The organism is Pseudomonas sp. TH34 (genome assembly GCF_016650865.1).
In the GTDB taxonomy this organism is placed as follows: Bacteria; Pseudomonadota; Gammaproteobacteria; order Pseudomonadales; family Pseudomonadaceae; genus Aquipseudomonas; species Aquipseudomonas yamanorum.
This window is the reverse complement of sequence record NZ_JAEKFB010000023.1, coordinates 143,241-155,460: the sequence shown is the minus strand read 5'-3', so window position 1 is coordinate 155,460 and position 12,220 is coordinate 143,241. Positions and strand designations below refer to the sequence as shown.

At 62.0% G+C, this 12,220-nt stretch carries 15 protein-coding genes; 9 read left to right on the top strand and 6 right to left on the bottom strand.

All coding sequences use genetic code 11. The features are described 5' to 3' along the window. Positions 1 to 117: 117 nt before the first annotated feature. Positions 118 to 609 (top strand): GNAT family N-acetyltransferase, encoded by a 492-nt coding sequence (locus tag JFU58_RS18960; RefSeq protein WP_063030884.1) that lies wholly within the window; start codon positions 118 to 120, stop codon positions 607 to 609. Continuing rightward, positions 606 to 1,031 carry a GNAT family N-acetyltransferase gene (locus JFU58_RS18955; RefSeq protein WP_093197772.1) on the top strand — a complete coding sequence of 142 codons (426 nt, stop codon included), beginning with the start codon at positions 606 to 608 and terminating at the stop codon, positions 1,029 to 1,031. The genes JFU58_RS18960 and JFU58_RS18955 overlap by 4 nt, the downstream gene beginning before the upstream one ends. 10 nt (positions 1,032 to 1,041) lie before the next feature. Here JFU58_RS18955 and JFU58_RS18950 read toward each other — a convergent pair whose 3' ends face one another. The 3 genes from JFU58_RS18950 to JFU58_RS18940 all read right to left on the bottom strand — a co-directional run bounded on the left by JFU58_RS18950 (position 1,042) and on the right by JFU58_RS18940 (position 2,383). After that, the gene (locus tag JFU58_RS18950; RefSeq protein ID WP_063030888.1) at positions 1,042 to 1,254 is read right to left on the bottom strand and encodes a hypothetical protein; all 213 of its coding nucleotides are present in this window, start codon (positions 1,252 to 1,254) and stop codon (positions 1,042 to 1,044) included. Further along, positions 1,247 to 1,792 (bottom strand): hypothetical protein, encoded by a 546-nt coding sequence (locus JFU58_RS18945; protein WP_017475120.1) that lies wholly within the window; start codon positions 1,790 to 1,792, stop codon positions 1,247 to 1,249. Before JFU58_RS18945 ends, JFU58_RS18950 begins: the two co-directional genes overlap by 8 nt. Before the next feature lie 75 nt (positions 1,793 to 1,867). Continuing rightward, positions 1,868 to 2,383 carry a GNAT family N-acetyltransferase gene (locus JFU58_RS18940; protein WP_231988858.1) on the bottom strand — a complete coding sequence of 172 codons (516 nt, stop codon included), beginning with the start codon at positions 2,381 to 2,383 and terminating at the stop codon, positions 1,868 to 1,870. A 131-nt stretch (positions 2,384 to 2,514) separates the two neighbouring features. Here JFU58_RS18940 and JFU58_RS18935 point away from each other — a divergent pair, with 131 nt between their 5' ends. Continuing rightward, entirely contained in the window at positions 2,515 to 3,195 is a 681-nt protein-coding gene (locus tag JFU58_RS18935; RefSeq protein WP_201141614.1) for a class I SAM-dependent methyltransferase, read from the top strand. Between the two features lie 13 nt (positions 3,196 to 3,208). Here the strand turns inward: JFU58_RS18935 and JFU58_RS18930 are convergent, their stop codons facing one another. After that, a complete protein-coding gene (locus tag JFU58_RS18930) occupies positions 3,209 to 4,414 on the bottom strand; it encodes a TPM domain-containing protein (protein ID WP_093197785.1) in 1,206 nt (401 codons plus the stop codon). Between the two features lie 127 nt (positions 4,415 to 4,541). On the opposite strand from JFU58_RS18930, the gene JFU58_RS18925 reads away from it, so the two are divergent. Next, entirely contained in the window at positions 4,542 to 5,360 is an 819-nt protein-coding gene (locus tag JFU58_RS18925) for an alpha/beta fold hydrolase (protein ID WP_201141612.1), read from the top strand. Continuing rightward, positions 5,347 to 6,522, top strand: a complete 1,176-nt coding sequence (locus tag JFU58_RS18920) for a PAS domain-containing sensor histidine kinase (protein ID WP_177026617.1) — start codon at positions 5,347 to 5,349, stop codon at positions 6,520 to 6,522. The genes JFU58_RS18925 and JFU58_RS18920 overlap by 14 nt, the downstream gene beginning before the upstream one ends. Here JFU58_RS18920 and dapF read toward each other — a convergent pair. Beyond that, complete coding sequence (dapF, locus tag JFU58_RS18915; protein ID WP_177026618.1) at positions 6,491 to 7,324, bottom strand: diaminopimelate epimerase; 834 nt, start codon at positions 7,322 to 7,324, stop codon at positions 6,491 to 6,493. The genes JFU58_RS18920 and dapF overlap by 32 nt on opposite strands. A gap of 130 nt (positions 7,325 to 7,454) precedes the next feature. Between dapF and JFU58_RS18910 the strand changes: the two genes are divergently transcribed. Beyond that, the gene (locus JFU58_RS18910; protein ID WP_063030901.1) at positions 7,455 to 8,513 is read left to right on the top strand and encodes an alginate lyase family protein; all 1,059 of its coding nucleotides are present in this window, start codon (positions 7,455 to 7,457) and stop codon (positions 8,511 to 8,513) included. Between the two features lie 45 nt (positions 8,514 to 8,558). Further along, positions 8,559 to 9,059 carry an AAA family ATPase gene (locus JFU58_RS18905; RefSeq protein ID WP_093197805.1) on the top strand — a complete coding sequence of 167 codons (501 nt, stop codon included), beginning with the start codon at positions 8,559 to 8,561 and terminating at the stop codon, positions 9,057 to 9,059. On the opposite strand, the gene JFU58_RS18900 is transcribed toward JFU58_RS18905, so the two are convergent. Continuing rightward, the gene (locus JFU58_RS18900) at positions 9,056 to 10,618 is read right to left on the bottom strand and encodes a L,D-transpeptidase family protein (RefSeq protein ID WP_201141610.1); all 1,563 of its coding nucleotides are present in this window, start codon (positions 10,616 to 10,618) and stop codon (positions 9,056 to 9,058) included. The genes JFU58_RS18905 and JFU58_RS18900 overlap by 4 nt on opposite strands. Before the next feature lie 37 nt (positions 10,619 to 10,655). Between JFU58_RS18900 and JFU58_RS18895 the strand changes: the two genes are divergently transcribed. Both JFU58_RS18895 and JFU58_RS18890 read left to right on the top strand, forming a co-directional pair. Further along, positions 10,656 to 11,369 carry a murein L,D-transpeptidase catalytic domain family protein gene (locus JFU58_RS18895; protein ID WP_023658766.1) on the top strand — a complete coding sequence of 238 codons (714 nt, stop codon included), beginning with the start codon at positions 10,656 to 10,658 and terminating at the stop codon, positions 11,367 to 11,369. 86 nt (positions 11,370 to 11,455) lie between these two features. Continuing rightward, positions 11,456 to 12,205, top strand: coding sequence for a creatininase family protein (locus JFU58_RS18890; RefSeq protein WP_008435386.1), 750 nt, complete (start codon positions 11,456 to 11,458; stop codon positions 12,203 to 12,205). Positions 12,206 to 12,220 lie beyond the last annotated feature (15 nt).

Below are 12,220 nucleotides of genomic sequence, written 5' to 3'. Positions count from 1 at the left end.
CTAAGGCTCGACGGCTCCCACAGGGCGGGGGGTGGTGGGTTTTGTGTTCGGCGGTGCTGTCGGGGTGTTCTTTCTTTATCATGGGGGCTGTCGTTCAATTTCCAATCTGGTAACCCAATGCCCGCCCTCACCTTCCGTAACGCCAACCCCGCCGACGCCAACCGTTGCTACGAGATCGAAATCTCGGCCTACGAAGGCGATGAAGCCGCCACCCTGGAAAAGATCGCGACGCGCATCGCGCTGTACCCGCAAGGCTTTCTGATTCTGGAGGCGGATGGCGTTATGGTCGGTTTCATCAACTGCGGTTGCGCCGATGAAGTGGTGATGTCGGATGAGGCCTTCAAGGAGTTGGTCGGGCATTCAGCCGATGCGCCGAATGTGGTGATCATGTCGGTGGTGGTTGACCCGGCTCATCAGGGCAAGGGTTATTCGACGCAGTTGATGGAGACGTTTATCCAGCGCATGCAGGCGATGGGCAAGAAGACCATTCACCTGATGTGCAAGGACCGCCACGTGGAGCTGTATAAGCGCATGGGCTATCGCTATGTGCAGCCGTCGGCGTCGGACCATGGCGGGATGGCGTGGCATGAGATGGTGATGGATCTATGAAGCCGCATCTGATTGAGGTCGGCGACCAGCCAGACGCCAAAGCCGAGCAGCTCCTGGGCAGCGGCCTCGCCGCCTTCAACGAGCACGTCACCGGGTCCAATGACCGACGTCCGTTGACGGTGCTGATCAAGCATCCCGACACCGGTGAAACCCTCGGCGGCATCACCGGCAAAACCAGCCTCGGCATGGCCTTTCTCGACCTGTTTCATCTGCCCGAGGCCCTGCGTGGCTCAGGCCTGGGCACAACGCTGCTGAAAGCATTCGAAGACGAAGCCCGTCACCGTGGCTGCCGCTCGGCGATGCTGTACACCCTCAGTTTCCAGGCCCCGGAGTTTTACGAGAAGAATGGCTGGGTGCGGTTTGGTGAAATCCCTTGCGACCCGGAAGGCAGCAGCCGGGTGTTCCTGAGCAAAATGCTCTGAGGAACTTACTTCACTCGATGTCGAACATACGCTCAATCAGCTTTATCGCCTGACGCCCATCCGCCGCATACAACCCAGCCAGCGCTTGTTGATCCGAAAGCCGGTGCAAGTTGAAGTGGTTGTAGAACGCTTGGCCGGTGCGCTGCGGTTCAAAATGACTCGCCTCAAGAAGGCGCAGGAACTCCAGATAAGCCAGCTTCTCCAGTGCGAGGCGCTCAGCCATCACCCTGTCCTTCCAACGGGAAAATGACTTCCTGAGTGTCCAGGTTCTTGATCGTCGAGTACGTGCGGTACTCCACGCTGTAGGCACCCGGGTAGCCCTTGGTGCTGGCGGTCATGCGGAAGGTCACGACATACCGCTGGCCCCCGGCAAACACCACATCATCGGCGCCTTTGTTGCAGAAGGCGCCGCCGGTGCCCAAGGCGTTCATCGACACGTTGCACCAGCGCAATGAATGCTTGCCCGGAGCCAACTTGAGCGCCTGTTCACCGGACACATCAAGGATTGAACGTCGACCGGCGCCCGGGAGCGCAACGCCGTCTACTTCCGTGGCCAACACCAAGCGGTGAAACGGCACGCCCAGTTCACGTACCCGGAACGTTTCGAAGTACACCAGCGCTGCATTCGGGTGGTTGTCGGAGAGGTCGACCGGTTGCATTTTTTCCGGGGCCCAATCGCCTTGGTAGTTCTTGTAGTGGTAGTCGGAACAGGCGCCGAGCAGCGGGAATACACAGGCAACGGCGAGCTTTAACACTTTCATCGGATAAACGGTCCTTGTGAGCGATGACATCATATCGACATCATTTCGATTTTCTTAAGTGAAATTGCTCACGCGTTAAGACTGAAGTCTTTTACCAAACAGCCGATTTTCATGGCTCTCATTCTGAAACGTGTAAGTCGGCGCCCCCAGCAGCTCATAACCACGGCGCGGATAAAACCCCAGCGCACGCTCGTTGCCGACCCACACCGTCGCCCACAGCAACGACGCCCCACCCTGCCCTGCACGCTGTTCAACCGCTTGCAGCAAACGGTAGCCGAGGCCCAGGCCGGTAAACCGTTCCTGGATGTAGAGTCGCTGCAACTCCGCCGCTTTCGGGGTTGAGATCAGCGCATGGCCGGTGTCCATCGCCACCTGGGCAAACCCCACCAGATGCCCATTTGATTCAGCGACGATAATCGCCGTGCCCGGCTGGGCGATCAGCGCGGAAATCGTCTGGGGCGAAAACGCTTGCAGCGCCTCGGCAGCGATTGAGTCGCGAATGCCTTCTGTGGCGTAGGTATCGAGAAAAACCTGCATGCCCAGCACGCCAATGCATAACGCGTCTTCAGGCCGTGCATCGCGGATAAGCATGTCGGGGAGCATTCGAGGGGTACTCTCAAAATCAGCAAAGGCAACGTTTTAACACAACTGCACATCTCTTCAATTGCCAGCCCGGATTTGCCCCAGTAGGGTTATCGCTTCCCCCGCCAACAGGAACCACCATGACCTGGTTTTCAGACCCCGCCGCTGTTGCTCGCTACGCCGAAGGCCCGGTGAGGCTGGTGCCGGGTTTCGAGTCCCTGCAGCGCATGGCCACCCTGTTGCTACGCGAAACCGTCCCGGCCACCGGCAAGGTATTGGTACTCGGTGCAGGCGGCGGGCTGGAGTTGAAGAAGTTTGCCGACAGCCAGCCCGAGTGGCAGTTTGTGGGGGTGGACCCGTCTGCCGAGATGCTGAAGCTGGCCGAGGCCACCTTGGGTCCGCTGATGGCCCGTGTGCAGTTGCATGAAGGCTATATCGATACCGCGCCCGAGGGGCCGTTTGATGCCGCTACGTCCTTGCTGACCTTGCACTTCATCCCGGCAAAAGAGCGTCTGCAAACCCTAAAAGAACTGTGGCGGCGCTTGTCGCCAGGCGCGCCTTTGATAGCGGCGCATCACAGCTTCCCCCAATCCTCGCCAGAGGAAAAAGCACGCTGGCTGAAGCGTTATGCCGCCTATGCGGTGGATTCCGGCGTGCCGGCTGAAGATGCGCAGCGGGCGATTGCCGCGATCAGCAGCCACTTGCCGGTGCTGTCACCCAACGACGATGAAGCGCTGCTACGGGAGGCAGGCTTTGAAGGCGTTGAGTTGTTCTACGCGGGCTTCAGCTTCAAGGGCTGGATTGCCTACAAGCCCGCCTAGCTTCCGGGGAGTCCTACCAACTCCCCGACGCCCCACCCCCACCGCTGGAACCGCCGCCACCCGAAGAGCTGCTGCTGGAACTGGAACTTGAACCGGAGGAGCTGGAGCCCCCACCAGACCCCGACCCCGACCCGCCGCTGATACCGTGAGCAAAGATGAACAGCGCCGCGAACGAAGCGAATGGGAACGCCAGCAGCCATCCCGTGGCGCCCTTATCAATCAATGCCCCAGCGACCCCGTACACCACCAGCACCGCCACCAGCCGCGCGATAAAACCGCCCTGGCTCTCTTTCCACATGCTTTTCATCACCAGGAACAGGCCGAAGTACAGGCCCAGGATCAGCAGCCCGGCCATGGGATAAGCCAGCCAGTGGATCAGCGACAGGTCGCCAACAAAGTGATCGGTCAGCAGCACCCCGGCGATATAAATCAACAGCCCCAGCACGGCATAAAACGCCACCCTCGCCTGCCACAACGCGCCAAACGTGGCACCGCCAATCAACATGCACAGGGGCAGCAACAGCAAATAGACCGGCCAGTCTTTGCCGCCTGCAACCGTTACCAGCGCCACAGTGACAACGACCACCGCCATCAGGGCCCGGCGCCAAGGGAGTTTTTCAGCCCCCATCAATACCCCGACCACCCCGCCAAACATAAACGCCAGGAGCACCGCATAAGCCTCAGGCGGAAAACCGGCCTTGGCCACCTCGGGCAAATTGCCGCCGTCCACCAACAGCGTCAGGTCGTCCACCGCCTGCTGCACGCCGCCGGCGTAATCGCCCTGGCGAAACGCCGGGGTGATGTGTTCCTCGATGATGCGGTGGGCCAGCAGGTCGGTGACCACGCCCTCCAGGCCGTAACCGACTTCGATCCGAACCTTGCGATCGTCCTTCGCCACCAGCAGCAGGATGCCGTCGTTGACGTCCTTGCGCCCCAGTTTCCAGGCACGGAACAGTTGGTTGGCGAAGTCCTCGATGCCCACGCCCTGGGTGCTCGGCAGCAGCATCACAGCCACCTGTGCGCCTTTGCGTTGTTCCAGGCCGGCGAGTTGCGTGGTCATGCGCGATTGAGTGGCGGCGTCGAGGGTGTGGGTCAGGTCGATCACGCGCTGGTCCAGCGCAACCGTGACCGGCGCCGGGGGAACGGTATCGGCCCACACCTGCGAGCCGGAAACGATCAGTAGCAAGCCCAAGACACATTGCCGTAGGAACACCATCATGTTTTGTTACCTGAAGTTTCATCCTGAATCGGCCGACTTTACCCTATCGACGCTGTAAACAGGTGACCCGAAGCCACCGACTATCTAGACTTACGCTACCCCCACACACGCCCTACACGAGAACGCCATGGACCTTCAGCAGCGCAATAACGTCAGGGTGTTTGGCAGCGGTCCCTCGACCCTGGTTTTCTCCCATGGTTTCGGGTGTGATCAAACCATGTGGAATTACCTGTTTCCTCATTTCACCGGCCGTTTCCGCGTCGTGCTGTATGACCTGGTGGGTGCTGGCCAGTCTGATCTGGGCGCGTACGACAGCGAAAAATACAGCTCACTCGCCGGCTACGCCCATGACCTGGGCGAGATTGTTGATGAATACGCCATGGGCCCGGTGGTGCTGGTGGGTCACTCCGTCAGCGCGATGATCGGCGCCCTGGCCGATCGCCAGGCGCCCGGAACAATCGCCGCCCATGTGATGATCGGTCCTTCGCCGTGCTATATCGATTCCGATGGCTATACGGGCGGGTTCACCCTCGAAGATATCCATTCATTGCTCGATACCCTCGACAGCAATTACCTCGGCTGGTCCAGCACCATGGCCCCGGTAATCATGGGCGCACCCGGGCAACCGGCCCTCGGCGAAGAACTGACCAACAGTTTCTGCCGCACCGAGCCGGACATCGCCAAGCGCTTCGCACGGGTGACCTTCCTGTCGGACAACCGCCAGGACATCGCGGGTCTGATGACCCCCACCCTGATTCTGCAATCCACCGATGACTTGATCGCACCGGTGTGCGTCGGTGAGTACCTGCATGCCGCGTTGCCCGCCAGCACGTATTGCCTGGTCGATAACGTGGGGCATTGCCCGCACATGAGTGCACCTGGGGCCTGCTCAGCGGCCATGGACAGTTTCCTGTTGCCATGGGTAGGTGCCGATGCCAGTCGATAACCTGTCGTTGCCGGATTCTCAACGTTTGTTCGACGGCGCGCCCTGCGCCTTGGTGGTTACCCGGGAAGACGGCACCATCGTGCAGGCCAACCAGTGCTTCAGCGACTGGACCGGCTTCAGCGTCGATGAGTTGAAAGAACGACGGTTCCAGGACCTGCTGACGATGGGCGGGCGGATCTTCCATCAGACGCACCTTGCGCCGCTGATGAAAATGCAAGGCTCCATCGCCGAAGTAAAACTCGACCTGCTGCACCGTGACCGACGCACCGTCACGGTATTGCTCAACGGCGTCAGGCACGAACATGCCGGCATTGCCTATAACGAACTGGCCCTCTTCGGCACCACCGACCGCGACAAGTACGAGCGTGAACTGCTCAATGCCCGCAAACTGGCTGAAGCCTTGTTGCAGGAAAAGACCGCCACTGAAGTCGCGCTGCAGCAGGCCCAAGCCGAACTGAGCAGCGCCTATGAAATCGCCCAGCGCCGGGCGCTGTTTGCCGAGCAGATGGTCGCGATTGTCAGCCATGACCTGAAGAACCCGCTTACCGCGATCAAGATGGCCTCGGAGTTCCTCGCCCGCGGCGAGCACAGCCCCAAAGAGCGCCAACTCCTGGGGCATATCGGCCTGTCCACCGAACGGGCGCAGCGGATGATCGCCGACTTGCTGGACTTCACTCAGGCCAGAGTGGGCCAGGGCATCGGCATCAACCCCGTAGCACTCGACCTGCACACCGTCACCCGTGACAGTCTCGACGAGTTGCGGGTGGCGTTCCCCACGGCGACCCTCGAACATCACGCCACGGGCAGCGCCCGCACGTTCCTGGATGCCGACCGCATCCAACAAATCATCGGCAATCTGGTGGCCAACAGCGTGGCGTACGGCGATCTGCAACAGCCTATTACCGTCACCTCGCACCAGGACGCGCAAGAGAGCCGGCTCTCGGTACATAACCAAGGGCCGGCCATTCCCGAAGCGTTGATGGCTGGCTTGTTTGAACCCATGACCCGAGGCACGGAGCAGGACAGTGAGGTGCGTAGCGTTGGCCTGGGGCTGTTTATCGTGCGGGAAATCGCCAAGGCCCATGATGGAGGTGTTTCGGTAAGCTCAAGCCCGGACCAGGGCACCACTTTCAGTGTGCACTTTCCATTGCGCCACCCATGAGCGCGGCAGCCACTGTGCCGTGAACAACGGTTTGGACAGCCCCCGTCAACACCACGCCGCCGTGACCGTCCCAATGCACCGTCACGGTACCGCCATCGCATTGCACGTCGACGGTGTCATCCAGCAGCCCACGACGAATCCCGTTGACCACCGCACCACAACAGCACGAGCCCGAGCCCTGCGGGATGCCGCCGCCCCGTTCCCAGATGCGCAGGCGGATATGGCTGCGGTCCAGCACTTGCACGAAATGCACGTTGGTCTTGTTGGGGAACAGCGGGTGGGTTTCCAACGACGGCCCAAGCGTCGCGATATCGACCGCCGCAAGGTCGTCGACAAAGAAGGTGCAATGCGGGTTGCCCATGCTGCACGCCGCCGGGTCGCCCTCCAGCGGCAAGCGTTCGGTGTGCATCGCTTGCGCCAGCGGAATCTCTTCCCAGCCCAATGACGGCCGCCCCATGTCCACCGACACCCGCTGTCCCGATTCGCGCACGCAGGTCAGCAGCCCTCGGTTGGTTCGCAGCACGATGGTGGCGGTGCCGGCTTCGCGCATCAGCATGTCCGCAACCCCACGGGTGGCGCTGCCGCAGGTATCGAGCGGACTGCCGTTGGGGTTCCAGAATGTGATGCGGGCAGCGGCGTCAGCGCAATCGAGCACCACGGCCAATTGATTGAAGCCGATGCCGCGATGACGGTCCCCCAGGCGGCGGGCGATGTGCGCGGTGATCGGGTCATCCCGGCCGCGCCGGTCGATCACGATGAAGTCATCACCGTGGGCGTGCATCTTCACGAACTGCAAGGTCATGGGGCGTCCTGTTCTCGACCGGGCTTGGCAGGCTAGGATAGAGGGCTGGCGGGTATTTCATCAAATCCCCATCATGGGCATGGTAGCGTGGCTGTGCCCCGATCTGGTCAATCCAACCCTGAGAAACTGCATGCTCCAACGCTCTCTGAAAACCGTGGCCCTGGCCGCGCTGCTCGCCTCGTTCGCCCAAGCCGCCTTTGCCGCGCCCCAGGTCTTGAGTGCCTGCCAGCCCGCCACCTCGAACCCGACCTCCAAATCCCTCCTGGCCGCCGCCCAGCGCCACCTCGGTGACCAACCCGACGCCCTGCCCCATCTGCACACCGAAGGCACGCTGCCCAACCACGGCATTCGCGAGCAAAGCATCGCCGCCGAGAAGGATTGGCCAGTGATGCGCCAGGCTGCCCTCGCCTGGCGCCTGAGCCGCGACACGCGCTATCTCAAGCAAGTGGATGACTACCTGAGCGCGTGGGCCAGCACCTATCAGCCGGATTTCAATCCGATCGACGAAACCAACCTCGACATGCTGATGAGCGCCTACGCCCTCACCGCCAGCGACCTTCGCCCCCAGACCCGCGACGCCACCCGCGCGCTGCTGACCAACCTGGGCAACGGCTATATCGAGCGTATCAAGCAGTTCCATGGCGCCAAGAAGGCCACCAACACCAATAACTGGCAAAGCCACCGCGTGAAGCTGGTCACGGTAGCTGCCGCCGCATTGGGCGACCGCGAGATGCTGGAAGAGGCCTTCAAGCTGTTCCAGCAACAGATCACCGACAACGTGCTGCCCGACGGTTCGGTGACCGACTTCCAGGACCGTGACGCCCTGCACTACGTGGTCTACGACCTGGAGCCGCTGGTTCAGGCGGCGCTGGCGGCCAAACCCTACGGCATTGGCGGCAACTGGCTGGACTTCACCGCGCCCCACGGCGGCTCGCTGAGCGAAGCACTGGACTGGCTCGCGCCGTATGCCAAAGGCCAGCGCAGCCATGAAGAATTCGTGAACACTCACGTGCAGTTCGACAGGGACCGCGCCCGCATCGGCGAACCGGGCTACAGCGGCGAGTGGAACCCCAAGAGCAGCAATACCCTGTACTGGCTGGCCGCGCAGCTGGACGCGCGGTATCTACCTGTGGCCGAACAGCTGGCGCCCAAGCCTTCGGACTGGATCAGCGCCTGTTATTTGAAATGAGTCGCCCGGTAGACTGAGCCGACTCACCCATTCGAAGGATCGACGATGCTTATTGTGTTCAGCGGCCTGCCCGGCACCGGGAAGACCACGATTGCCAAGGCCCTTGCCGGCCAATCCGGCGCCGTGTATCTGCGCATCGACACCATCGAGCAGGCCATCCGCGATGCAGGGGTTCTGGAGCAAGGTGTGGGCAGCAGCGGTTACCAGGTGGCCAATGCGCTGGCGTTGAGCAACCTGTTGCTGGGCCGCACGGTTGTCGTCGATTGCGTTAACCCGGTGGCTGAAAGTCGTCAGGCGTGGAGCGACACCGCGCTAAGCGCCGATACGCCGCTGGTGAATATCCAGGTGGTGTGCTCCGACCCACACGAACATCAACGTCGCGTGGAATCACGCACCAGCGATATTCCGGGGCTCACGCCGCCCACCTGGCAGTCCGTCCTGGCCCATGAATATGAGCCATGGGCCGAGTCGCCATTGACCGTCGATACGGCGCGCTTGTCTCCCCATGAGGCGCTGACGATGATCAACGCTCAGCTAAGCGCCTAGAGCGCACTCTCCATCGCTTTCATCAACACCGGGTCGCGCCCGTAAATGTCCGGCGCGTAGAGCAACGCGCCCTTGCCATCGACCTGCACCGTCCAGTACCCCAACAACACTGGTACCGGCGTGGCGAGCCGGAACTCGTGGGTGGTTTCCGTCGCCAGCAGCTCTTCGGTGCGGATCTTCTCCGCCGGGCTTACCAGCAAGTCCCGCAATTGCAACGGCTGCTCAACCCTCACACACCCCGAACTGAAGGCCCGCGGTCCCTTGGAAAACAGCGGCTGGCTCGGCGTGTCGTGCAAGTACACCGAATACGGGTTGGGAAAGCGCAGCACGATTCGGCCCAGCGGGTTGCGCGGGCCGGCGCCCTGGCGCAGCAAAATGTTGCCGGGGTGCGACCAGTCGACCTGTTCCGGCACCAGCGGGTTGCCCTGACTGTCGAGCACTTGCAGGTTCTGCTGGCGCAGGTATTCGGGGTTCAGTCGGATCGCCGGCAGCTTGTCCTCGCGCATGATGGTGGGCGGGATGGTCCAGGTGGGGTTCAGGGTCAGCCGGGTGATGCGCGATTTCAGCAGCGGTGTCTGGCGGTCGGCGCGGCCGACTTGCAGGCGGGTTTGCCACACGGGCACACCGCCTTGGTAGAAACTCAGTTGCGCCGCCGCAACGTTCACCAACACGCCGTCGGGCTCCAGGTCCCGGGACAACCAGCGAAACCGCTCCAGGTTGATGCGCAGTTGTTCGCGGCGAATGGCCGGGCTGATGTTCAGCTCGGTGACCGTGCCCGGGCCGATCACGCCGTCGGCTTGCAGGGAATGGCTTTGCTGGAAGGTCTTGACCGCGTTGACCAGCTCGCCACGGTACTGCGTGCCGGCGGAGGTGCCGCTCAGGTAGCCGCCGTTGACCATGCGCCGCGCCAGTTGCGGCACTCGCGAATCGTCCATGCCGGGGCGCAACAGCGGGCCGCTGGCCACCGCCTCCCAATGCTGCAACGGTTGCTGGCGCAGGGCGGCATAGGCGCTGCGCAGGCCAAGGTATAGCGGCGCGCTCGGACGGGCCTGGTCGAAAGCTTGGGCGACGTTCTGCATACCGGCCTCGGCCATGGCCAGCACTTGGGTGTCGGAGTCCGGGGCCGGTTGCGAATGCCAGACGGGCTCGAAGCGCGATTGCTGCAAGCGGCCGAAATGCAGATCCTGCAGGGCTTGCAGGTACTGCTGGCTGGTGCCGATGTCGATGCACAGCACGTTTCCCGTGGCATCCGTCGGAGGCAGTCTATAGTGAGCCGGGTCCAGGCCATCGTCGGCCAGCAACTGCAGTTGGGCTTGCAATTCGGCGCGGCGATCCCCTTCGGACCACAGCACCACGTCGCCCTGCTGCTGATAAAACGCCTGCAAACGCGCCTGGGAAGGCGCATCGACCTGCCCGGCCAGGCCTGGGCAAACCGTCGACAATTGCGAGAGCGCCAGTTGCACCGGGGCCGGTGCCACCACCAACAGGTCTTCGGCTGTCGCGACCAGCGGTGCAACGAGCAGGCAAATGCTCAAGTAACATGCGTGTTTTTTGAACAATCGCTTAGCTCCCATCCACGGCGGAGATGCTCTATACATGCTGACCTTTTGCTGCCGACTCGGCCTGATCATCTCGACCTTTGCCTCGCTGAGCACCGTTGCGCTCGCAGACACCGGTAAACCTCTTACTCTGTATAGCAGCCTCGCCCACGCCGCTCCAGAACTCAACCCCGATGTATTGAAAAGAGCCTTGAGTGCCATGCAGTGCGCGGTGGGCAATGGCATCGAACAGTCCGACCGGCTGGCCGTTATCGACTACTCCCAGCCTTCGACCGCTCGTCGTCTATGGATCTTCGACCTGCGCAAGAAGACATTAGTGCTGCGGGATTTGGTGGCCCACGGACAAAAATCCGGGGAAAACTTCGCCACCCAGTTCTCCAACCGCGAAGGCAGCTACCAGTCCAGCATCGGCTTGTTCCGCACCCAGGAGAGCTACGAAGGCGCCCATGGCTACTCGTTGCGCATGGACGGTCTGGAACCGGGTTTCAATGACCGTGCACGGGACCGAGCCATCGTGATTCATGCCGCCGACTACGTAAGCCCCTTGTGGAGCAAGCGCGAGGGCCGCATCGGCCGCAGCCAGGGCTGCCCCGCCGTACGCCCGCAGGTAGCGCGCCAGGTGGTGGATAAACTCAAGGACGGCCAGTTCATGTTTTCCTGGTACCCCGACCAGCGCTGGCTGAAGTCATCGGCGTATCTCAACTGCAAGCCGCGCCAGATGGCGAGTGCCGGTACCGTCAAAGGCGGTTGATGGGCTGGCCGTTGCCGTGCAACATGCGGCACACGCCACCAGGAACTCCACCGTGTTCCTGGGCTTGATGAGAGAGAGAACCTGAGATGCTTTTACATCAATCCACCTGGATCGAGATTGGCCAGTTTCTGGAACGCAGCCGCAGCATCGTGATTCCCATCGGCTCCAACGAGCAACACGGCCCCACCGGCCTGCTGGGCACCGACTGGATGTGCCCGGAAATCATCGCCCATGAAGCGCAAAAAAACGCCGACATCCTGATCGGCCCGACCTTCAATATCGGCATGGCGCAACACCACCTGGGTTTCCCCGGCACCATCTCCCTGCGCCCTTCGACCTTTATCGCGGCGATTGGTGATTGGGTACGTTCGTTGGCAGGTCATGGCTTCGAGAAAATCCTGTTCCTCAACGGCCACGGCGGCAACATCGCCTCGATCGAAGCGGCGTTCTCCGAGCTGTACGCCGAAGCCAGCTTCAGCGGGCGCCCGTCAGGCTATGCGCTGAAACTATGCAACTGGTGGGACCTGGAAGGCGTGAACGAGCTGGCGCACCAGCAGTTCCCGGTGGGCCATGGCAGCCATGCCACGCCGTCGGAAATCGCCGTGACCCAATGGGCCTACCCGGACGCGATCAAGTCGGCTGACTACTCGCCGCAAATCGCCAACACCGGCCCGATCCGCGAAGCCCGCGACTTCCGCGCACGTTTCCCGGATGGCCGCATGGGTTCGGACCCGGCACTGGCTACTCCGCAAAAAGGCGGTGAGTTGGTGGCGTTGGCGGCCAAGGGGTTGGTGAAAGCGGTCGAGACGTTCAGCAGCGAGCCAAAGCCGAGCTGAATCGTTCGCTCAATG

Coding starts and splice junctions, on each gene's coding strand:
- dapF (WP_177026618.1), bottom strand. CDS start 7,324: ATGACCTTGCAGTTCGTGAAGATGCACGCCCACGGTGATGACTTCATC.
- JFU58_RS18940 (WP_231988858.1), bottom strand. CDS start 2,383: ATGCTTATCCGCGATGCACGGCCTGAAGACGCGTTATGCATTGGCGTG.
- JFU58_RS18950 (WP_063030888.1), bottom strand. CDS start 1,254: ATGGCTGAGCGCCTCGCACTGGAGAAGCTGGCTTATCTGGAGTTCCTG.
- JFU58_RS18925 (WP_201141612.1), top strand. CDS start 4,542: ATGGACCTTCAGCAGCGCAATAACGTCAGGGTGTTTGGCAGCGGTCCC.
- JFU58_RS18960 (WP_063030884.1), top strand. CDS start 118: ATGCCCGCCCTCACCTTCCGTAACGCCAACCCCGCCGACGCCAACCGT.
- JFU58_RS18930 (WP_093197785.1), bottom strand. CDS start 4,414: ATGATGGTGTTCCTACGGCAATGTGTCTTGGGCTTGCTACTGATCGTT.
- JFU58_RS18910 (WP_063030901.1), top strand. CDS start 7,455: ATGCTCCAACGCTCTCTGAAAACCGTGGCCCTGGCCGCGCTGCTCGCC.
- JFU58_RS18905 (WP_093197805.1), top strand. CDS start 8,559: ATGCTTATTGTGTTCAGCGGCCTGCCCGGCACCGGGAAGACCACGATT.
- JFU58_RS18945 (WP_017475120.1), bottom strand. CDS start 1,792: ATGAAAGTGTTAAAGCTCGCCGTTGCCTGTGTATTCCCGCTGCTCGGC.
- JFU58_RS18935 (WP_201141614.1), top strand. CDS start 2,515: ATGACCTGGTTTTCAGACCCCGCCGCTGTTGCTCGCTACGCCGAAGGC.
- JFU58_RS18895 (WP_023658766.1), top strand. CDS start 10,656: ATGCTGACCTTTTGCTGCCGACTCGGCCTGATCATCTCGACCTTTGCC.
- JFU58_RS18955 (WP_093197772.1), top strand. CDS start 606: ATGAAGCCGCATCTGATTGAGGTCGGCGACCAGCCAGACGCCAAAGCC.
- JFU58_RS18890 (WP_008435386.1), top strand. CDS start 11,456: ATGCTTTTACATCAATCCACCTGGATCGAGATTGGCCAGTTTCTGGAA.
- JFU58_RS18920 (WP_177026617.1), top strand. CDS start 5,347: ATGCCAGTCGATAACCTGTCGTTGCCGGATTCTCAACGTTTGTTCGAC.